Source organism: Pusillimonas caeni (assembly GCF_003545815.1).
GTDB classification, from domain to species: Bacteria; Pseudomonadota; Gammaproteobacteria; order Burkholderiales; family Burkholderiaceae_B; genus Pusillimonas; species Pusillimonas caeni.
Genome location: NZ_PDUW01000003.1, coordinates 245,833 through 265,901 on the forward strand (window position 1 = coordinate 245,833; position 20,069 = coordinate 265,901).

At 64.8% G+C, this 20,069-nt stretch carries 18 protein-coding genes; 16 read left to right on the forward strand and 2 right to left on the reverse strand.

Annotated elements, in window-relative coordinates; translation table 11 throughout:
• Nucleotides 1-9 precede the first annotated feature (9 nt).
• Nucleotides 10-1,506, forward strand: a complete 1,497-nt coding sequence (locus CSC67_RS08325) for an amidase (RefSeq protein WP_118994051.1) — start codon at nucleotides 10-12, stop codon at nucleotides 1,504-1,506.
• Nucleotides 1,507-1,594: 88 nt separating this feature from the next.
• Here CSC67_RS08325 and CSC67_RS08330 read toward each other — a convergent pair whose 3' ends face one another.
• Complete coding sequence (locus CSC67_RS08330) at nucleotides 1,595-2,326, reverse strand: GntR family transcriptional regulator (RefSeq protein WP_245220173.1); 732 nt, start codon at nucleotides 2,324-2,326, stop codon at nucleotides 1,595-1,597.
• Between the two features lie 175 nt (nucleotides 2,327-2,501).
• Here CSC67_RS08330 and CSC67_RS08335 point away from each other — a divergent pair, with 175 nt between their 5' ends.
• The 13 genes from CSC67_RS08335 (at nucleotide 2,502) to CSC67_RS21645 (ending at nucleotide 16,812) form a co-directional block, all read left to right on the forward strand.
• Nucleotides 2,502-3,365, forward strand: coding sequence for a VOC family protein (locus CSC67_RS08335; RefSeq protein ID WP_118994053.1), 864 nt, complete (start codon nucleotides 2,502-2,504; stop codon nucleotides 3,363-3,365).
• The gene (locus CSC67_RS08340; protein ID WP_245220174.1) at nucleotides 3,362-4,090 is read left to right on the forward strand and encodes a class II aldolase/adducin family protein; all 729 of its coding nucleotides are present in this window, start codon (nucleotides 3,362-3,364) and stop codon (nucleotides 4,088-4,090) included. The genes CSC67_RS08335 and CSC67_RS08340 overlap by 4 nt, the downstream gene beginning before the upstream one ends.
• Nucleotides 4,087-5,541 (forward strand): 2-hydroxymuconic semialdehyde dehydrogenase, encoded by a 1,455-nt coding sequence (locus tag CSC67_RS08345; RefSeq protein ID WP_118994054.1) that lies wholly within the window; start codon nucleotides 4,087-4,089, stop codon nucleotides 5,539-5,541. Before CSC67_RS08340 ends, CSC67_RS08345 begins: the two co-directional genes overlap by 4 nt.
• A 16-nt stretch (nucleotides 5,542-5,557) precedes the next feature.
• Nucleotides 5,558-6,343, forward strand: a complete 786-nt coding sequence (dmpE, locus tag CSC67_RS08350) for a 2-oxopent-4-enoate hydratase (protein WP_118994055.1) — start codon at nucleotides 5,558-5,560, stop codon at nucleotides 6,341-6,343.
• Between the two features lie 11 nt (nucleotides 6,344-6,354).
• Nucleotides 6,355-7,143 (forward strand): 2-oxo-3-hexenedioate decarboxylase, encoded by a 789-nt coding sequence (gene dmpH, locus CSC67_RS08355; protein WP_118994056.1) that lies wholly within the window; start codon nucleotides 6,355-6,357, stop codon nucleotides 7,141-7,143.
• Nucleotides 7,144-7,173: 30 nt separating this feature from the next.
• Nucleotides 7,174-8,121 (forward strand): acetaldehyde dehydrogenase (acetylating), encoded by a 948-nt coding sequence (locus CSC67_RS08360; protein ID WP_118994057.1) that lies wholly within the window; start codon nucleotides 7,174-7,176, stop codon nucleotides 8,119-8,121.
• A gap of 19 nt (nucleotides 8,122-8,140) precedes the next feature.
• Nucleotides 8,141-9,160: a 4-hydroxy-2-oxovalerate aldolase gene (gene dmpG, locus CSC67_RS08365; protein ID WP_118994058.1), complete on the forward strand. Its 1,020-nt coding sequence runs from the start codon at nucleotides 8,141-8,143 to the stop codon at nucleotides 9,158-9,160.
• Nucleotides 9,161-9,263: 103 nt separating this feature from the next.
• Nucleotides 9,264-10,430, forward strand: coding sequence for an ABC transporter substrate-binding protein (locus CSC67_RS08370; protein ID WP_118994059.1), 1,167 nt, complete (start codon nucleotides 9,264-9,266; stop codon nucleotides 10,428-10,430).
• An 89-nt stretch (nucleotides 10,431-10,519) separates the two neighbouring features.
• The gene (locus CSC67_RS08375) at nucleotides 10,520-11,440 is read left to right on the forward strand and encodes a branched-chain amino acid ABC transporter permease (RefSeq protein ID WP_118994060.1); all 921 of its coding nucleotides are present in this window, start codon (nucleotides 10,520-10,522) and stop codon (nucleotides 11,438-11,440) included.
• A gap of 16 nt (nucleotides 11,441-11,456) precedes the next feature.
• The gene (locus CSC67_RS08380; protein ID WP_118994061.1) at nucleotides 11,457-12,449 is read left to right on the forward strand and encodes a branched-chain amino acid ABC transporter permease; all 993 of its coding nucleotides are present in this window, start codon (nucleotides 11,457-11,459) and stop codon (nucleotides 12,447-12,449) included.
• Complete coding sequence (locus CSC67_RS08385) at nucleotides 12,446-13,201, forward strand: ABC transporter ATP-binding protein (protein WP_118994062.1); 756 nt, start codon at nucleotides 12,446-12,448, stop codon at nucleotides 13,199-13,201. Before CSC67_RS08380 ends, CSC67_RS08385 begins: the two co-directional genes overlap by 4 nt.
• A gap of 18 nt (nucleotides 13,202-13,219) precedes the next feature.
• On the forward strand, nucleotides 13,220-13,918 hold the full coding sequence (locus tag CSC67_RS08390) for an ABC transporter ATP-binding protein (protein WP_118994063.1): 699 nt from the start codon (nucleotides 13,220-13,222) through the stop codon (nucleotides 13,916-13,918).
• A gap of 152 nt (nucleotides 13,919-14,070) precedes the next feature.
• Nucleotides 14,071-16,812 (forward strand): autotransporter serine protease, encoded by a 2,742-nt coding sequence (locus CSC67_RS21645; RefSeq protein ID WP_118994064.1) that lies wholly within the window; start codon nucleotides 14,071-14,073, stop codon nucleotides 16,810-16,812.
• Between the two features lie 21 nt (nucleotides 16,813-16,833).
• On the opposite strand, the gene CSC67_RS08400 is transcribed toward CSC67_RS21645, so the two are convergent.
• Entirely contained in the window at nucleotides 16,834-17,901 is a 1,068-nt protein-coding gene (locus CSC67_RS08400; RefSeq protein WP_118994065.1) for an aromatic ring-hydroxylating oxygenase subunit alpha, read from the reverse strand.
• A 250-nt stretch (nucleotides 17,902-18,151) separates the two neighbouring features.
• Here CSC67_RS08400 and CSC67_RS08405 point away from each other — a divergent pair, with 250 nt between their 5' ends.
• Together CSC67_RS08405 and CSC67_RS08410 are read left to right on the forward strand one after the other, a co-directional pair.
• Nucleotides 18,152-19,138, forward strand: a complete 987-nt coding sequence (locus CSC67_RS08405; RefSeq protein ID WP_118994066.1) for a LysR family transcriptional regulator — start codon at nucleotides 18,152-18,154, stop codon at nucleotides 19,136-19,138.
• A gap of 70 nt (nucleotides 19,139-19,208) precedes the next feature.
• On the forward strand, nucleotides 19,209-20,069 hold the full coding sequence (locus CSC67_RS08410; RefSeq protein WP_118994067.1) for an alpha/beta hydrolase: 861 nt from the start codon (nucleotides 19,209-19,211) through the stop codon (nucleotides 20,067-20,069).

The window sequence follows — 20,069 nt, forward strand, 5'->3', positions numbered from 1 at the left end:
GAGGCAGGCATGGCGTATTCATTTCCCGATCAGACCGGTTTGAAGTTCATAGGCGAAGACCTCGGTATGGAGCTGACCCAGACCGAGATCGACAGCTATCACGAGTATCTAAGCGCCCTGACGCCGGCTTTTCGAATGATCGAGAAACTGCCGGACCTGCCTCCCGAGGTGAAATACCCCCGCACGCCCGGCTATCAGCCCGAAGGCGCCGACAACCCGCACAATGCCTGGTACTACAAAACCAGCATCAAGGGCGCGCCGCGGGGCAAGCTGCGCGGCAAGCGCATTGCGGTCAAGGACAACGTGCTCGTAGCCGGCGTGCCCCTTACCAACGGCGCGTCGGTGCTCGAGGGCTATGTGCCCGACACGGACGCCACCATCGTCACCCGCATGCTGGATGCCGGCGCCGAAATCGCCGGCAAGTCGGTGTGCGAATACCTGTGCTTTGCAACCAACAGCGCCACGGCCTCCACCGGCCCGGTGGACAACCCCCGCGCTCCGGGCCATACCACCGGCGGGTCCAGCAACGGCAGCGCCGCCCTCGTGGCGGCTCGCGAAGTCGACATGGCCATCGGCGCCGATCAGGCCGGGTCCATACGCATGCCGGCCTCGTTCTGCGGCATCGTCGGCCACAAGCCCACGTACGGACTGGTGCCTTATACCGGCGTGCTGGGCATCGAATATTCTTTCGACCATGTGGGGCCCATGGCCGATACGGTGCACGAATGCGCCCTGTTGCTCGAGGTCATCGCGGGCGACGACGGCATCGACGGCCGCCAGAAGGGCGTGCGCACCCAGCCCTATACCAAGGCGCTGGGCAAGGGCGTGAAAGGAATGCGGATCGGGGTGGTCCAGGAAGGCTTCGGGCGGCCCGAATCGGAGGCCGGCGTCGACGAATCGGTGCGCGAGGCGGCCAAGCGCCTGCAGGAGCAGGGCGCAACCGTCGACCTGATATCCATTCCGTGGCACAACATAGGCTCGGCGCTATGGCTGCCCATCGGCATCGAGGGCTCGTACTACAACATGGTCCATGGGCATGGCATTACTTACGGCGCCAATTCCGCTTATTCGCTTTCGTTCATGCGCGCCATGGCGGGCTGGACGCAGAACGCCGATGAGCTCGCCCCCACCATCAAAGGCTCGCTGCTGACCGGCGAGGTGCTTTACCGGCATGGCGGGCGCCTGTATGCCAAGGCGCGCAACCTCGTGCGGCGCCTGCGCGCCGAGTACGACGCCTGGCTTGAAAAATACGATGTGCTGGTCATGCCCACCACCCCCATGACGGCGACCGAACTGGTGTCCGAATACGCGTCGCCCAAAGAGGTGCTGGAAGCCAGCTGGGGCCCGCTCAACAACACCTGCCCCTTCGACCTGACCGGCCATCCCGCCATCTCGGTATGCTGCGGCACGTCCGAAGGCAAGCCGGTGGGATTGATGATCATAGGCCGCCACTTCGACGACGCGGCGGTGTTCCAGGTGGCGGACGCCGCCCATCAGCAGCAATAGAGGTCCGGGCGGCCGGTCTTCGGGTCCGGCCGCTGTATTTAACCGTTTATCGTAGTCGAGCGGCTCCGGCCTGGCTTGCCGTCGTGCATCAGCCGGTAAAGAGTTCGGGAGGCAGGTGCTTCATGGCCTCGTAGGTCATGCCTATGTGTTCGGAAAGCACGCGGCAGGCGGTATCGGCGTCTTGGGCCAGCGCGGCATCCAGAATGGCCTGGTGCTCGCTGTGCACGTCGCGGGGAATGGGTTTGCGCATGATGGCCAGGCGGCGATAGCGCTCGGCCTGTTGATACAGAATGCCCAGAAAGTGCCGGATCCAGGGCGAGGTACAGGCGCTGATGAGCGCCTGATGGAATTCGCGGTTGCGTTCCTCCCATTCGTCGAAGTGGTCGGCCGGCGAGCCGTCGAGCCGTTTTTCGGCGCGATCGAGACGGTGGAAGGCGGCAACCAGCCGGCTTTCCCAGACGTCGTCGCCGTGCCGCATCGATTGGCGCAGCGCCTCGCATTCGAGCAGGATGCGCGTCTGGGTGATGTCGCGAAAGTCGGCCATGGACATGGGCTTGACGTGGAAGCCGCGCTGGTCCTGGGCCACGACCAGGGCGTCGGACACCAGCAGGGCCAGCGCTTCGCGCAGCGTGCCGGCGCCCACCCCGTACGAGTCCTTGAGATGCTCAACCCGCAGTCTGGCGCCCGGGGCGAGCCTGCCTTCGATGATGTCGCGGCGCAGGCTGCGATAGGCCGTGCCGACCAGAGTCTTGGAGGCGCCGCCGGACGACGGCTCCAGGTCGGCCGCCAAAGGCGTCGCGGATTCAACAGGACGATCCATAGCGATGTGAAGGGCAAAAGCGCGGAGCAACCGCAAGTTCAAGCTATTCTACATGAATCCCCGGGTTTATTTATATTTTATTTAAATCTCGATAAAATTGGTTGACGCCGATATTTTGTCGAATTATCCTAAGCATTAGCAAACGCGTCCGTGCCTGCGGCGCAAGGAGACAACAGTGATTCATCTGCATGACATTCGTTATGTCAGGTTGGGCACTCCCGACCTGGACACCGCGGTGCAATACGCGACCGACTTGCTTGGCTTGCAGGTGGCGCGCCGTGAAGGCAAGGCGGTCTATCTGCGCTCCGACAGCCGCGACCACACCCTGTGCTATTTTGAAGGCGATCCGCAGGACCACACCGCGGCCTTCGAAGTGGATTCCGCCGAAGAGCTCAGCAACGCGGCGGCCGTGCTCGAGGCCAAGGGGTACAAGGTTACCCAGGGCAGCGCTTCCGACGCCGAGCAGCGCTACGTGCGCGAATTCATCAATTTCAAGGACCCGTCCGGCAACAGCATCGATCTCGTCTACGCGCCGCATCACAGCGGGCGCCGCTACTTTCCGTCGCGCGACGCGGGCATCACCGGTTTCAGCCATATCGGCCTGCGCACTCTCGATGGCCGGCGCGACGAGGCTTTCTGGACCAGCCTGCTGGGCGCCAAGGTCAGCGACCGCATCGGCGAGGCGCCCTTGCTGCGCATCGACGAGGTGCACCACAAAATTGCGCTGTTTCCCTCCACCTATCCGGGCGTGCAGCACATCAATCACCAGGTCGAAAGCATCGATGACGTGATGCGGGCCTACTACATCATGCTCGAGCGCAACATCCCGATCCGATTCGGTCCGGGGCGCCATCCCACGTCGGGCGCTGTGTTCCTGTACTTCGAGGGACCGGACGGCATGATCTACGAGTACTCCACCGGCGTGCGCCTCATTACCGAAGAAGACGAGAAGACCTATCGTCCGCGTTCGTTTCCGGCGATTCCCTCTTCCTTCTGCATGTGGGGAGCCAAGCCCGATATTCCGGAGTTCAAGACGTGACGCAGTCCGCCTCCATGCCCGCAGCCCGCCGCGCGCAGCAGCAGCTCGTCCGCCTGGCTGCGCGTGCGCTGGCCCGCGCCCACCTCGTCCACGCCTACGGGCATTGCAGCACGCGGCTGGACGAAGGGCATTTCCTGGTGTGCGCGGCCAAACCCATGGGCCTGATCCGCGACGATGACGAAGGCACGGTGGTCAGCGTCGAGGGCGATCTGCCCGAAGGCGTGCTGGGCGAGGTGCGCATCCATCAGCAGATCTACCGGCGCCATCCGGAGGTCGGCGGGGTGGTGCGCAGCATGCCGCGCGATGTCATGACGCTGTCCGCGGCGGGAATCACGCCGGCGCCCCGGCACGGCATGGGCGCTTATTTCTCGCCGTCCGTGCCGCTCTGGGACGATGTGCAGCTGATACGCAGCGAACAGCAGGCCTGCGGCGTGGCCGAGGCCATGGGTTCGTCGTCCGCGGTGGTGATGCGGGGCAACGGCGCGGTGGTCGCCGCCGAATCGCTCGAAAAGGCGGTGGCGCTTACCTGGTATCTCGAGGACATGGCGCGCATCGAATTGCAGCTGCGCAGCGCCGGGCTGGCCGCCAACGACGGCATCCTGTCCCACCAGGCCGCCCAGCAGCGCGCCACCAGCGCGGGACGCATTTTTGAACGCATGTGGGAATACCTGATTGCCGGCGATATCCAGTCGACCGGCGCTTTTATGAACGAGAACGATCAATGAAAGACTTCAAGAACTTCATCAACGGCCAATGGGCCGCGTCGCAGAAGACCTTCGAGAACCGCAACCCCATCGACAACAGCCTCATCGGCATGGTGCACGAAGCCAGCGCCGGCCAGGTGGACGAAGCCGTGCGCGCCGCCCGCGCCGCGCTGAACGGCCCCTGGGCCAAGCTCAAGACGCAGCAGCGCGTCGATCTGCTTCATGCGCTGGTGGACGGAATCGAGCGCCGTTTCGACGATTTCCTCGACGCCGAGATCAAGGACACCGGCAAGCCGCACGTTCTGGCCAGCCACGTCGACATCCCGCGCGGCGCGGCCAACTTCAAGGTCTTCGCCGACCTGATCCGCAACATTCCGACCGAAACCTTTCCCATGGACACGCCCGACGGCGGAAGGGCGCTGAACTACGGCGTGCGCGTGCCGCGCGGCGTGATCGGCGTGATCTGCCCCTGGAACCTGCCGTTGCTGCTGATGACCTGGAAGGTCGGCCCCGCCCTGGCCTGCGGCAACACCGTGGTCGTCAAGCCGTCCGAAGAAACGCCCGCCACCGCCACGCTGCTGGGCGAGGTCATGAACGAAGTCGGCATGCCCGCCGGGGTCTACAACGTCGTGCACGGCTTCGGCCCCGACTCGGCCGGCCAGTTCCTGACCGAACACCCCGACGTGGACGGCATCACCTTCACGGGCGAGACCGGCACGGGCGAAGTCATCATGAAGGCCGCCGCCAAGGGCGTGCGCCCCGTATCGTTTGAACTGGGCGGCAAGAACCCGGGCATCGTGTTCGCCGACGCCGATTTCGACAAGGCCGTGGCGGGCATCGCCCGCTCGGCCTTCGAGAACTCCGGACAGGTGTGCCTGGGCACCGAAAGAGTCTATGTGCAGCGGCCCATCTTCGAGCGTTTCGTCAAGGCCCTGAAAGAAAAGGCCGAATCCTTCAAGCTGGGCAACCCCTACGAAGACGGCATGAACTTCGGCCCGCTGGTGTCGCTGGTGCATCGCAAGAAAGTGCTGAGCTATTACGAGAAGGCGCGCGCCGAGGGCGCCACCATCGTCACCGGCGGCGGCGTGCCCGACATGCAGGCGCCCATGGACCAGGGCGCCTGGGTGCAGCCCACCATCTGGACCGGCCTGCCCGAGAGCTCGCCCGTGATACGCGAAGAGATCTTCGGCCCTTGCTGCCATATCACCCCGTTCGACACCGAGGAAGAAGTCATCGCCATGGCCAACGATACGGCCTACGGCCTGGCCGCAACGGTGTGGACGCAGGACCTGGGCACGGCCCATCGCCTGGGCGCGGCGCTGAACGTGGGCCTGTGCTGGATCAATTCGTGGTTCCTGCGCGATCTGCGCACCTCATTCGGCGGCGCCAAGCAGTCGGGCATCGGACGCGAAGGGGGCGCGCATTCCATGGAGTTCTATACTGAACTTCGCAACGTGTGCATCAAACTCTAAAAAAGCCCGGGAAGCCATGAACGAACAGAAAATACAGCAATACGGCGACGCGCTCTATCAGGCCCTGGTCGAGCGCAAGGCGATCGATCCCCTTACCACCACCGAGCCCGACATCACCATACAGGACGCCTACCGCATCCAGCTGCGCATGATCGAGCGGCGCCTGCAGGGCGGCGCCGAACAGGTCATCGGCAAGAAGATCGGCGTGACCAGCCGGGCGGTGATGGACATGCTCAAGGTCGACCAGCCCGACTTCGGCCACCTCACTTCGTCCATGGTGTTCGGCGACGGCGCGGCCATTCCCGCCGACTCGCTCATCGCGCCCAAGGCCGAGGGCGAGATCGCCTTCGTGCTCAAGCACGACCTGTCCGGCCCCGGCGTCACCAACGCCGATGTGCTGCGCGCCACCGAGTATGTGCTGCCTTGCTTCGAGATCGTCGACTCGCGCATCCGCGACTGGAAGATACGCATCCAGGATACGGTGGCCGACAACGCTTCCTCGGGCGTCTTCGTGCTGGGCGACGCGGCGGCGGACCCGCGCAAGATCGACCTGGCGCTGGTGGGCATGACGCTCGAGAAGAATGGCGACGTCGTCGCCACCGGAGCCGGCGCGGCGGCCCTGGGCCATCCGCTCAATGCGGTCGCCTGGCTGGCCAATACGCTGGGTGAGCTGGGCATGTCGCTGCGCGCGGGCGAGGTGATTCTATCGGGCTCGCTTGCGGCCATGGTGCCGGTCCAGGCCGGCGACAATCTGCGCATCAGCCTGGGCGGCATCGGCTCGGCGGGCGTGCGATTCATTTAAGGACAACAATCATGGCGCTAGACAAGGCAACCATACAGAAGCTCGCCGTCCATCTGGACGAGGCCGAGGTGCAGTGCAAGGAAGTCATCAAGATCACCGACGACCATCCCGACATGGACTGGGACGATGCCTACGCGGTGCAGGATGCGCTGCGGGCCATCAAGACCTCGCGCGGCGTGCGCATCACCGGGCTCAAGATGGGCCTGACCTCGCACGCGAAAATGAAGCAGATGGGCGTGGTGGACCCGGTGCGCGGCTTTCTCACCGACTACGGCACGCTTGCCGATGGGGGCGAATGCGATACCTCCACCCTCATCCATCCCAAGATCGAGGCCGAGATCGCGTTCGTCACGAACAAGCCGCTCAAGGGGCCGGGCTGCCACATCGGCGCGGTGCTGGCGGCCACGGACTTCGTGCTGCCGGGGCTCGAGATCATCGATTCGCGCTACAAGGATTTCAAGTTCGACCTCAAGAGCGTCGTGGCCGACAACACCTCGGCCGCGCGCTACGTGGTGGGCGGCAACGCGCGCAGCGCATTGGGCATCGATCTCAAGAACCTGGGCGTGGTCATGGAAAAGAACGGCGAAGTCGTCGCCACGGCAGCCGGGTCGGCCGTACTGGGGCATCCGGCGCAAAGCGTGGCCATGCTGGCCAATATGCTGGGCGCGCGCGGCGAGGAGATTCCCGCCGGCACGCTGATCCTTACCGGTGGGGTCACCGAAGCGGTGGCGGTCGGCAAGGGCGATAACATCACGGTGCGCTATCAGCACCTGGGCTCGCTCTCATTGCGTTTCGTGTAGCGTTCCCGCACCTAGACTAAGGAAACTGACATGACACAAGCTGGCAAGATCAAAGTGGGCATCATCGGCTCGGGCAATATCGGCACCGACCTCATGATCAAGGTGCTGCGCAATGCCAAGCACCTGGAAATGGCCGCCATGGTGGGCATCGACCCCAAATCGGACGGCCTGGCGCGGGCCCAGCGCATGAACGTGCCCGTGACTTCCGACGGTATCGACGGCCTGGTCGCCATGCCCGGGTTCTCGGACATCCGCATCGTGTTCGACGCCACCTCGGCGGGCGCGCATAAGCGCCACAACGAGATATTGCAGCAGCACGGGGTGCAGGTCATCGACCTGACGCCGGCGGCCATCGGGCCCTACGTGATTCCGTCCATCAACCTGGACGAGAAGCTGGACGCGCCCAACATCAATATGGTGACCTGCGGCGGACAGGCCACGATTCCCATGGTGAAAGCCGTGTCCAAGGTGGCCAAGGTGCACTACGCCGAGATCGTGGCCTCGATATCGAGCCGTTCGGCCGGACCGGGCACGCGTGCCAACATCGACGAGTTCACCGAAACCACTTCCAAGGCCATCCAGGTGCTTGGCGGCGCCTCGCGCGGCAAGGCCATCATCATCCTCAATCCGGCCGAGCCGCCGCTGATCATGCGCGACACCATCTTCACGCTGTCCGAGCCGGCCGACCAGGACGCCATCCGTGAAAGCGTGCAGGCCATGGTGCAGGACGTGCAGCGCTATGTGCCGGGCTACCGCCTCAAGCAGGAAGTCCAGTTCGACCTGTACGACGAAAGCCGTCCGCTGAACGTGCCGGGGCTGGGCAAGCTGACCGGCCTGAAAACCTCGATCTTTCTCGAAGTCGAGGGCGCGGCGCACTATCTTCCGGCCTACGCGGGCAACCTGGACATCATGACTTCGGCGGCCCTGGCTTGCGCGGAGCGCCTGGCCGAGACCCGCATGAGCGGCATGGCCGTCTAAAGCGGCAAGGAGCGACACCATGAGCGACAAGAAACTTTATATTTCCGACGTGACGCTGCGCGACGGCAGCCACGCCATCCGCCACCAGTACAGCGTCCAGAACGTGCGCCAGATCGCCAAGGCGCTGGACGAGGCCCGTGTCGATTCGATCGAGGTTGCGCACGGCGACGGCCTGTCGGGGTCCAGCTTCAACTATGGCTTCGGGGCCCACACCGACCTGGAATGGATCGAGGCCGTGGCCGACACCGTCAGCCACGCCAAGGTCGCCACCCTGCTGCTGCCCGGCGTGGGCACGGTGCACGACCTGCGCGCCGCCTACGACGCCGGCGCCCGCATCGTGCGCGTGGCCACGCATTGCACCGAGGCCGACATTTCCAAGCAGCACATCGAGTATGCGCGCGAGCTGGGCATGGACACCGTGGGCTTTCTGATGATGAGCCACATGAACGAGCCCGCCAAGCTGGCCCAACAGGCCAAGCTGATGGAAAGCTACGGCGCCACTTGCGTCTACGTGGTGGATTCGGGCGGCGCGCTCAATATGAACGACATCCGCGACCGCTTCCGCGCCTTCAAGGACGTGCTCAAGCCGGAAACCGAAACAGGCATGCATGCCCACCACAACCTGTCGCTGGGCGTGGCCAACTCCATCATCGCCGTCGAAGAGGGCTGCGACCGCATCGACGCCAGCCTGGCGGGCATGGGCGCGGGCGCCGGCAATGCGCCGCTCGAGGTCTTCATCGCCGCGGCCGAGCGCATGGGCTGGAATCACGGCTGCGATCTGTACAAGCTCATGGACGCAGCCGACGACATCGTGCGTCCCCTGCAGGACCGTCCGGTGCGGGTCGACCGCGAAACCCTGGCGCTGGGCTACGCGGGCGTGTATTCGAGTTTTCTGCGGCATGCCGAGGCGGCGGCCGAAAAATACGGCCTCAAGACCGTGGACATTCTGGTCGAACTGGGCCGTCGCCGCATGGTGGGCGGACAAGAGGACATGATCGTCGACGTGGCGCTGGACCTGCTGCAGAAAGAAACCGCCTGAAGGGCTCTAAGGGCCTGCCGACGGCAGGCAGGCCCCGAGCGGCATGATGCCGAAAACAGGGTCGTCAACAAGCCCTGACCAATACAACAACCGGAGACAAGCAATGAGAAAAACCACTGTAGCCGCCCTCGTGGCCGGCCTGTTCATGGCCGTTCCCGCGGCCCACGCCGACATCACCATCGGGTTTTCCGGCGTACTGTCGGGGCCGCAAGGGGTGCTGGGCCAGGACCAGCGCGACGGCTTCATGCTGGCCATGGAGCAGCTGGGCGGCAAGTTCGGCGACCAGAAGGTCAACGTCGTGATCGAGGATGACCAGCTCAAGCCCGATGTCGGCGCCCAGATCGTGCAGAAATTCCTCGAGCGCGACAAGGTCGACGCCATTGTCGGCCTGGGCTTTTCGAACGTGCTCATGGCCGAGCTGCGGCGCATCAAGGATTCCGGTGTGGTGGCCATCGCGACCAATGCCGGCCCGGGGCCGGTGGCCGGCAAGCTGTGCACGCCCAATCTGTTCGGCGTGGCATGGCAGAACGACACCATGTCCGAAGCCATGGGCCAATACGTGCAGGACGTGGGCCACAAGAACGCCTATCTCATGACCTCCAGCTATCAGGCGGGCAAGGACAAGCTCAACGGTTTCAAGCGTTACTTCAAGGGCGACATCGTCAAGGAAGTCTACACGCCGCTGGGCCAGCTCGACTTCTCGGCCGAAATTTCGGCGCTGCAAGCCGCCAGCCCCGAGGCGCTGTTCGTGTTCTACACCGGCGGCACCGGCGTCAACTTCGTGCGCCAGCTGCGCCAGGCGGGCATCATGGGCAAGACGCCCGTCTACTCCGAAGGCATGATCGACTCCAACACCCTGGTGTCGCTCAAGACCCAGGCCGACGGCAACATCTACGGGGCCACCTGGGCTCCGGTGCTGGACAACCCGCAAAGCAAGAAGTTCGTCAAGGCTTTCGAAGAAAAGTACGGCCACACGCCCTCGGAGTACGCCGCCAATGCCTATGATGCCGCCTATCTGCTGGATACCGCGGTGCGCAAGCTGAACGGCGACGTGTCCGACCGCGAAGCCTTCGTGAAGGCGGTGAAGGCGGCCGGTTCGGAGTTTCCCACGGTGCGGGGCAAGTTCGCCTTCAACACCAACAACATGCCCATCCAGAACCTGTATGCCTTCAAGGCGGAAGCCCAAGGCGACGAGATCGTGGTCAAGCAGATCGCCACGGTCTTCACCGACCACCAGGACGCCTACGTGTCCGAGTGCAACATGAAGTAGCGCTTGTCCGGCGCGCCCGTCGCGGCGCGCCGGCGGGTCGCCGCAACGGCGGATTCGTCCACCGCTGAGCCCCCTACGGAAAATCCTTCATGAATAGTTCGCTGTTCCTGTCGCAGCTGCTCAACGGCCTGCAGTTGGGCGTACTGCTGTTCCTGCTGTCGTCGGGTCTGACCCTGATCTTCGGCATCATGAACTTCATCAATCTGGCCCATGGCTCGCTGTACATGGTCGGCGCTTTCGTGGGCGCCGCCACGTACAACGCCAGCGGCTCCTTCCTGTTCTCGCTGGTCGCGGCGGTGGCGTCCGCCGCCATCGTGGGCCTGGTGGTCGAGCACCTGGTGGCCCGGCCGCTGTACCGCCACGACCACCTCTACCAGGTGCTGGCCACTTTCGGCCTGATGATGTTCTTCAACGAGCTGGCCATCGTCATCTGGGGGAATCGGCCGTATTTCGTGACCATTCCCGAAGTCATCCGGGGCTCGGTCGAAATACTCGGCGCTCAGTATCCGGTCTACCGGCTGCTGATCATCGCGGTAGGCGTGGTGGTGGCCTTCGGCGCCTGGTTTCTCATCCAGAAGACCCGCTTCGGCATGCTGGTCCGGGCGGGCACCACGCACGCCTCCATGGTCAGCGTGCTGGGCGCCAACGTCGATCTGCTGAAGAAGTCGCTGTTCATGCTGGGCGCCGCGCTGGCCGGACTGGCCGGGACGCTGGCCGGCCCCATTCTTTCAGTCCAGTCGGGCATGGGCGACCCGGTGCTCATCCTGGCCCTGGTGGTGATCGTGGTAGGGGGCATCGGTTCGATACGGGGCGCGCTGTTCGCGGCCATCCTCATCGCCGTCATCGACACGCTGGGCCGCGCCTATCTGCCGCAGCTGCTTGCGCTGGCGCTGGCGCCCACCGCCGCCAATACCGTGGGTTCGGCGCTGGCCTCCATGCTGATCTACCTGTTGATGGCTTTCGTGCTTGCCTTCAGGCCGCACGGCCTCATGGTTTCGGCCAAACGCTGACTGAGCGGAGTACGACATGACTTTCAATAAATGGACGCGCTGGAGCCTGCCGGTCCTCTTCATCCTGCTGGCCGCCATACCGTTCGTAGCGCAGGCAATGAACGAGCCGTTCTACGTCACCTTCTTCGCCCGGGTGCTGATCTATGCGCTGGCGGCCTGCGCACTGAACATCGTGCTGGGCTTCGCGGGACTGGTCAGCTTCGGCCATGCCATGTTCATCGGCCTGGGCTGCTATGCCGTGGGCATACTCAGCGATTACGGCATCAGCAACGGCTGGGTCCAGCTGGCCGTGTGCATCGCGGTATGCATCGTGGTCGCGGTGCTGGTCGGTTCGGTATGCCTGCGCACGTCTGGCATCGGCTTCATCATGATCACCCTGGCGTTCTCGCAGATGTTCTATTTTCTGATGGTCAGCCTCACGCCCTTCGGCGGCGACGACGGCCTGAACATCTACGAGTCCAGCGACTTCGGCCTGTTCGCGCTCAGCGGCAGCACCGAAGTGTATTGGGCGACCTGGGTGCTGCTGCTGGCGTTGACATTGTTCCTGAGCCGCCTGCGCAGCTCGCCGTTCGGCATGGTGCTCAGGGCCACCCATATCAACCCGCGGCGTGTGGACGCTTTCGGCTATTCGGTATTCCGGGTGCAGTTGTCGGCCTACGTGCTGTCCGGCGTCATCACGGGGCTGGCGGGCTTCCTGCTGGCCAATCTCACCGCCTTCGCCGTGCCCAGCTACATCGCGTGGCATCTGTCCGGCGAGCTCATCGTGATGATCGTCATCGGCGGCATCGGGCTGGTGACCGGTCCCATCTTCGGCGCCATCATCTTCCTTCTGCTCGAAGAAGTGCTCAAGGGCCTGACCACGCACTGGATGCTCGTGATGGGTCCCATCATCGTCGTCATTGCCCTGGCCGGCCGCAATCAGTTCGCCTGGCTCAAGACGTTCTTCAACCGGCCGCGCTCTGCCGCGGCGGCCATCGAGGCGCAACCCGCCACAGGAGAGGTCCGATGACGGCTCCATCGCTCACGGTAGACGGCCTGGTGCGCTATTTCGGCGGCCTGAAGGCCACGGACGAAGTGTCGCTGCAAGTGCGGCCGGGTGAACTGCACGCCATCATCGGCCCCAACGGGGCCGGCAAGACCACGCTCATCAATCTGCTGACCGGCGAACTGGCTTCCGACGGCGGACGCATCCTGATCGGCGACGTCGACGTCACCGGACGGCCCGTGCAACAGCGGGTGGAGCTCGGCCTGCTGCGCTCCTACCAGATCACTTCCGTGTTCGACTCGTTTACGGTATGCGAGAACATCTGCCTGGCGGCGCGTCGCAAGCAGGGCGTGCGCATGGCGGTGTGGAAGCCATTGACCCGCGACAGCGAGACCATGCAGACGGCGCGACGCATCATGGCCGAATGCCAGCTGCAGCACGTGGCCGACGAAGTGGCGGCCAACCTGGCCTATGGGCAGCGCCGCCAGCTGGAGATCGCCATGGCTCTGGCGGCGGGGCCGCGCCTGCTGCTGCTGGACGAGCCCATGGCCGGAATGAGCGCCGCCGAGGGCGCCGCGGCCATAGAGCTGCTGCGCTCGCTCAAGGGCCAGTACACCATCGTCCTGATCGAGCATGACATGAACGCCGTGTTCTCCCTGGCCGACCGCATCAGCGTGCTGGTGTATGGCAAGGTCATCGCCACCGGCACGGCTGACGAGATCCGCAACCATCCCGACGTGCGCAAGGCCTATCTGGGCGACGACGAAGACGCCTGAACCTCAGCAGGAGCTCCAATGCTTTCCATCCAGAACCTGGCAGCCAAGTACGGGCCTTCGCAAGCCCTGTTCGATGTGCAGCTCGACGTCGACGAGGGCGAGGTCGTGGGCTTGATCGGCCGCAACGGCATGGGCCGCACCACGGTCATCAAGTGTCTGTTCGGCCTGTTGAGGCCCTGCGGCGGCAGCATCCGATTCAAGGGCGCCGACCTGGCGGGCCTGCCGCCGTACCGTATCGGGCGCATGGGAGTGTCGCTGGTGCCCGAAGGCCGGCAGATATTTCCCACCCTCAGCGTGGAAGAGAACCTGGTCGCCACGGCGTCCAGGCCGGCAAGCGGGGGCCAGTGGACGCTGGGCAAGATCTATGGACTGTTTCCGCGCCTGCAGGAGCGGCGTTCGAATATGGGCAACCAGCTTTCGGGCGGAGAGCAGCAGATGCTGGCCATAGGCCGCGCCCTGATGACCAACCCGCGCCTGCTGGTGCTGGACGAGGCCACTGAAGGGCTTGCGCCGGTCGTGCGGGCCGAGATATGGAAGGTGCTCAAGCAGTTGAAAGAGCAGGGGCTTTCCATGATCGTGGTCGACAAGAACACCAAGGCGCTGATGAGGCTGTCCGACAGAAACGTCATCCTGGACAAGGGCGTGACGGTATGGCGCGGCAGCTCGCCCGAGCTGGCCGCCCAGCCCGAGCTCATTACCCGCTATGTGGGCGTTTGAAGCCGAGCCGTTTTCTATCCGTCACAGTGTTCCGGCGGCGCCGGCCGGCGCGCGCCTCCCGGTGCTTCATAAAAGACACAAAATTTAACGTTATTGCTTTATAGTTACATTCCTTTGGCGTTCCGGCTCTCGATTCCACCACTGGTGATGTAATGACACGCAAGAACAACTCTGTTATCCGGAGCCTGATCGGCGCCGGCCTTTTTTCCGTGCTGGCCGGGGCTGAAGCCGCCACGGCGTCCAGTTTCGAAACCCCGGAGTATCTGGCGCAGGAAGGCCTGGCCCTGGTCAATGCGGCCGAGGCTTATGCCCTGGGCTATACCGGAGCGGGCGTTACAGTGGGCATACTGGATTCGGGCATAGACGGGTCGCACCCCGAGTTCAAAGGCGACAAAATCGCCGGAGGCTATGACTTCTATTCCAAGGTTCCGTACGGGCCCGGCAATGGCAAAGATTACGTGGGCCACGGTTCCCATGTCGGCGGTATCGTCGGCGCGCTGCGCGATGGGGTCGGCATGCATGGCGTCGCGTTCGACAGCTCTCTGTTCATTGTCAATGCGAGCCTGGCGGCGGACTACGACAAGGCGCTGGCGCCCGGCTGGGAATACCTGGCGACGCAAAATCTGTCCATCGTCAACAACAGCCTGGGATTCAATTCCTGCGGCCCTGACGGCGCCCCGCCCTGCAATGCCAGGGATTATGGCTCTGCCGCGGCGGCCGAGGCGGCCTATCCGTTGAGCGTCGCGGCCTATCGCAAAGTTGCTGAGGCCGGTTCCTTGATGGTATTTGCCACCGGCAATGACGCGCAGCCGCATCCCGACTTCATGGCCGGCTCTCCCTACTGGTTTCCAGAGCTGAAGGACAATTGGCTGGCGGTGACCGCCATCAGCGAAACCGGCGAGGAAGTAGCCTATGCGAACCATTGCGGGATAGCCAAAGAGTGGTGCATGACTGCGCCCGGCGGCAGAGATAGCCCTCCCGGCTCGGGGATCAACTCCGTCCGGCGAGGCGGCGGCTACTACAGGGATGCAGGCACCTCGATGGCCTCGCCGCATGTGGCGGGCGCTGCGGCGCTGGTCAAGCAGGCCTATCCTTATTTCGGCGCCTATCATCTGCAGCAGACGCTGCTGACCACGGCTACGGACATCGGCGCGCCGGGGGTCGACGAGGTCTACGGCTGGGGTTTGCTGAATGTGGGCAAGGCGGTGCGCGGGCCGGCCCGCTTCACTGGTCTGTTCGATGTGGATACGCTGGGCCACGATTCGACCTTCTCCAACGACATCGACGGAGCCGGCGGCCTGACCAAGCGCGGCGAGGGCGTGTTGCGCCTGAGCGGAACCAACCGCTACGCGGGGCCGACCACGGTCGCCGGCGGCAAGCTGTCGGTCGATGGCTCGCTGGCATCCGCCGTTACGGTGCAGCCGGCCGGTACGCTGGGCGGCTCGGGCACCGTGGGTCGCGTGGACAACCACGGCGTGCTGGCGCCGGGCAATTCAGTGGGCACCTTGACGGTGGCCGGCGACTATGTGGCCTACCCGGGCTCGGTGCACGAGCTGGAGGTCGGCCCGCAGGGCGCGACCGACAAGCTGGTGGTGGGCGGCAGGGCCGTCGTCGCCGGCACGCTGCGCCTGGCGGGCGGCCCGTATCGGCAGAACATTCCCTACCATTTCATCACCGCGGGCGGCGGCGTGGCGGGCGAATTCGACACGGTGACCTACAGCATGGCGTTTCTGTCGCCCACCTTCGACCGTGGCGAAGGCTTGTCGCTGGTGATCCGGCGCAACGAGGTGCCTTTTGAGCGCTATGCGCACACCGCCAACCAGCGCGCCGTCGCGCGGGCTCTGGATACCGGCTCGTATTATCCACCGGCCGATATGGCCGGGCTGTACGACGAAGTGCTGAATGCCGAGCCGGGCGAGATTGCGGCCATGATGGAGCCGTTGAGCGGGCAGGTGCATGCGGGCACCGAGTCGGCATTGCTGCATGCCGGCAGCCAGGTGGCGCGCACTGTCGCGGCGCGGCTGCGCGCCGGTTCCGTGTCGCACAGCCAGGCTCTGCCGCTGTGGGCGCAGGTGATCGGCGGGCGCGGCACCCTGGACGGCGACGGCAATGCGGCGCGGGTGCGCAACGATTCCACCGGCCTGTTCCTGGGCGGCGATGCGGCGGTCGGGCGGGGCGGCTGGCGGCTGGGCGGCGCATTCGGCTATACCGAGCACCGCATCGAGCTGGTCGGGGACGGCTCTTCCTCGCGGGCCGACAGCTATACCGGAGTCTTGTATGGCGCCAACAGCTGGGCCGCCGGAGAAGGCAGCCTTGACTTCCTGGCCGGCGCTTCCTATACCCGCCACAACGTCGATACGCGCCGCAGCGTCGACGTGGGCGGCAGGCAGACGTTGAGCGCGGACTACCACGCCGATGCGCTGCAGCTGTTCTCTGAACTGGGTTATGCGCTGCCGGTTGGGGCGGCCGGCGTGCTCGAACCCTATGCCGGCGCAAGCTGGCAGCGGTTGCGGGCCGGGAGTTTTACAGAAACGGGCGGCCAGGCGGCATTGCGCGGCGAGCGCCGCGACAGCGACCTGGGCAGCTTCACATTGGGGCTGCGCGGCAGGGCGATGTTCGAGTCGGGGCGCGCGCAGTGGGTGCTTTCGGCGGGCCTGGGATGGCGCCATGCCATGGGCGATGTCTCGCCCGGCCGCGACCTGGCTTTCTCGCAGGGCAATGGCGTGGTCTTCCGCACGAGCGGTGCGCCAATTGCCAAGAACGCCGCGCTGGCCGAGCTGGGCGCCGAGCTGCGAGCCGGAGCCAACACCGCCGTGGGCCTGAATTACAGCGGGCAGTTCGGCAACGGCACGACGGACAACGTCGGCACGCTGTATCTGCGCGTCCGTTTCTAACCCGGCCCCGCGGGCAGGGCCCTAGGCCCGCGCAATGCGCGGCGCGCCGACTGTTGGCCGGGACCCGGCGGCGCATTCATCGCGTATTTTCTGCTCGAGCTTGCGGCGCGCCCGCACCGCGCCCGCGTCGCTGGGCAGCAGCACGGGCCCCAGGCCGAAGAGGTCGTCGGTGCCCATGGCGCGCTGCTGTTCGCTCAGCATGGGCTTGTCCTGGTTGCTGAAAGCGTTGTGCATGATGGCCTGCCGCCGCGCGTTGATTTCTTCGTCCTCTACGCGGAACCTTCGGGTCAGCCAGAAAAAATAATGCGAGGTCGTTTCGGTCTCGGGGGTGACGATGTGGGCGTTGTCGGTGCGCAGGCCTTCGCTGTCCGGGTCTTCCTGCGGCGTGATGGCGATGTCCAGATGCATGATGGCCGGGGCGCGCCAACGCACTTCCGTGCGGAAATTGACCGGTTGCCCCGGCCGCGGCATGAGGCGGTCATAGGCGGGCGGGGCGCTGTCGTGCAGGCATTCCCAGGTGATGTGGACGTCGTCGCCGTGCTCTTCGACCTTGGTTCTGGCGCTGGTGAAGGCGCCGCCGCCGACCGAATCCGCATGCAGGAAGTCGGCGTGGCTCAGGTCCATCACATTGTCGGCAACGAGCTTGTAGTTGCAGTCGGTCCACAGATAGCCGCGGGACGCCGCGCTGGGCAGCGCCGCATGCAAGCGCGAAAAATCTGGCAGCAGTTCGTGGCGGACCGAGTCGGCTTCGCCCATCCATATCCACGCAATGCCGTCTTTCTCGGCTACGGCATACGGCTTTACGCGCGCCGCCGCCGGTATGGCGTCGCTGTGCGGGTTGACCACACAGCGGCCCGTACAGTCGAATTGCAGCCCATGGTAGCCGCATTCGATGGCATCGCCCTTGAGCGTGCCCAGATGCAGCGGAACGAAGCGATGCGGGCAGCGGTCGAGCAGGGCGGCCAGCCGGCCATCGGCGCGGCGAAAGAACACAATGGGCTGGTCCAGCAGCTTGCGGTGAAACATCCGGCCGGGTTCGATTTCGTCTGCCCAGCACGCCATGTACCAGGCGTTCTGAAGAAAAGGCATGTCTGTCTCCTGTGTGCGGCCTTGCCCGCTTGGACGGCCGCCGATATTTCTTTGGCCGGCAAAGGGGGAGCGCCGCGCTTGGGTATTTACTTTAGCGCCCGACCTGGAATATATATAGCGGATTCTATTTATTTATAGTATTTGTTTTGTTTATGGAATGCACCGCAGCTTTCCCGTATGTCGCGCTTATGACTTGCTGCCCTTGCAGCCCCTTCGCGGATCGAGCAGGCGGCGTACCGATGCACACCCCATGAAAACCGACCTCAACCTGTTGCGGATTCTTCTCGCGGTTCACGAGACCGGCAGCGTGACCGCGGCCGCGGCGCGCCTGGACATCAGCCAGCCGGCGGCCAGCGCCGCGCTGGGCCGGCTGCGGCGCGTGCTCGGAGACCCTTTGTTCGTCCGGCGAGGCCTGCGCATGCACGCGACGCCGCTGGCCCAAGGCATATTGGGCAAGACGCGCGAGGTGATCGACGTGATCGACCGCGACATTCTCACCCCGCCCACCTTCGATCCGGCCACCTGCCGCGGCGAGGCGGCCATCTGCCTGAGCGAGATCGGCGAGGTGGTATTGCTGCCGCCGCTCTATCGCCTGCTGCGGGTGCAGGCGCCGGGCCTGGCGCTGAAGACGCTGAGCCTGGGGCCCGATGAACTGGACCAGGCCCTGTACGAAGGGCGCATCGACATGGCCATCGGCTATTTCCCCGACTTGAAGGGGGCCGACATCTATCAGCAGCGCCTGTTTTCACATAGGCTGGCCTGCGTGGTGCGAGAGGGCCACCCGATCCGCGGGCCGCGCATGACCATGGCCCAGTTCAGAAGGGCCGAGCACCTGCTGGTGCGGGACGGCAGCCGGACGATGGAAATGTACGAGCATTACATCCGGTCGCAAGGCATAGAGCGCCGGATAGGCGTGCAGATGTCCCACTACATGAGTGTGCCGGGCCTGGTCGAAGAATCCGACCTGGTGGTTGTGCTGCCGCGCACCATCGCCGAACGGTTCGCCCGCGGCGGGCGCTTGCGGGTGCTGGCGCCGCCCGCGGGCATTCCGCGGTACGACCTGAAGCAATACTGGCATCGCCGCTTCCACAACGATCCGCGCATACGCTGGCTGCGCGGCGTGGTGTTCCAGTTGTTCGACGGCTATCTGGCGACGCCGGCCCAAGGGACCGCGTCCGCGCTGCCCGCCCGGCGCGGCGAAGATGCTATTGTCACAAGGGCTCGCCGAGGGGGGTAGAATCCTGCAGTTGGGGCCCGCCGCCGAGTGTGAGTCCTTCAGTTCAACCATAAAATGAGGAGTCCGATCCATGATGGGCCAAGAAAATGCCAAGACGGCCAGGGTGAATTGCCCGACCGAAGAAAGCGAGGCGCAATACAATCTGCGCGTGGCGTTTCCCAGCTATCCGCAGACACGCGAAACCTGGATTGCGGCCAGCCGCGAACTCGAGCGCAAGGCCAAGCCCACCCTGGATCTCGCCTACGGCGACGAGCCCCTGCAGAAGCTGGACTATTACGCCGCCCAGCCCAATGGCCCCTTGCTTGTATTCGTGCACGGCGGATATTGGCAGGGCGGCGACAAGGCCGACGTCGGATTCATCGCCGGGCCCTATATCGAGGCCGGCATCAATGTGGCGGTCGTCAACTATTCGCTCGCGCCGCAGGCCAGAATCGAGCAGATGGTCGCCGAAGTGCAGCAGTCGCTGGTGTGGCTCGCTTCGCAGGCCGCGCAACTGGGTTTCGATGCCGGCCGCATATCGCTGATGGGCCACTCGGCCGGAGGACATCTCGTCGCCATGATGGTGGCGCGCACCGATCGGTCCGCTCCCGCCGGCATGCCGGCCATCGCCAACGTATTTCCCATCAGCGGCGTATTCGACCTGCCGCCTTTGCTGCCTTCGTCCATCAATACCGCACTGGGCCTGGACCAGCCGCGCGCCGAAGCCCTCAGCCCGCTGGCATGGCCCGGTCCGCAAGACACCTATATCCACACTTTCGTGGGCGCCGGCGAAACCGATCAGTTCCACCGCCAATCCGAGACTCTGGGCAAGGCCTGGACGGTCGCGCGGCACGATTCAGTGCCCGACACCGACCATTTCACCGTGCTCAACGTCCTGGCGGATGCGTCGTCGGAATATGCGCGCGCCATCATCGCGGCCATCAAGGGCTGA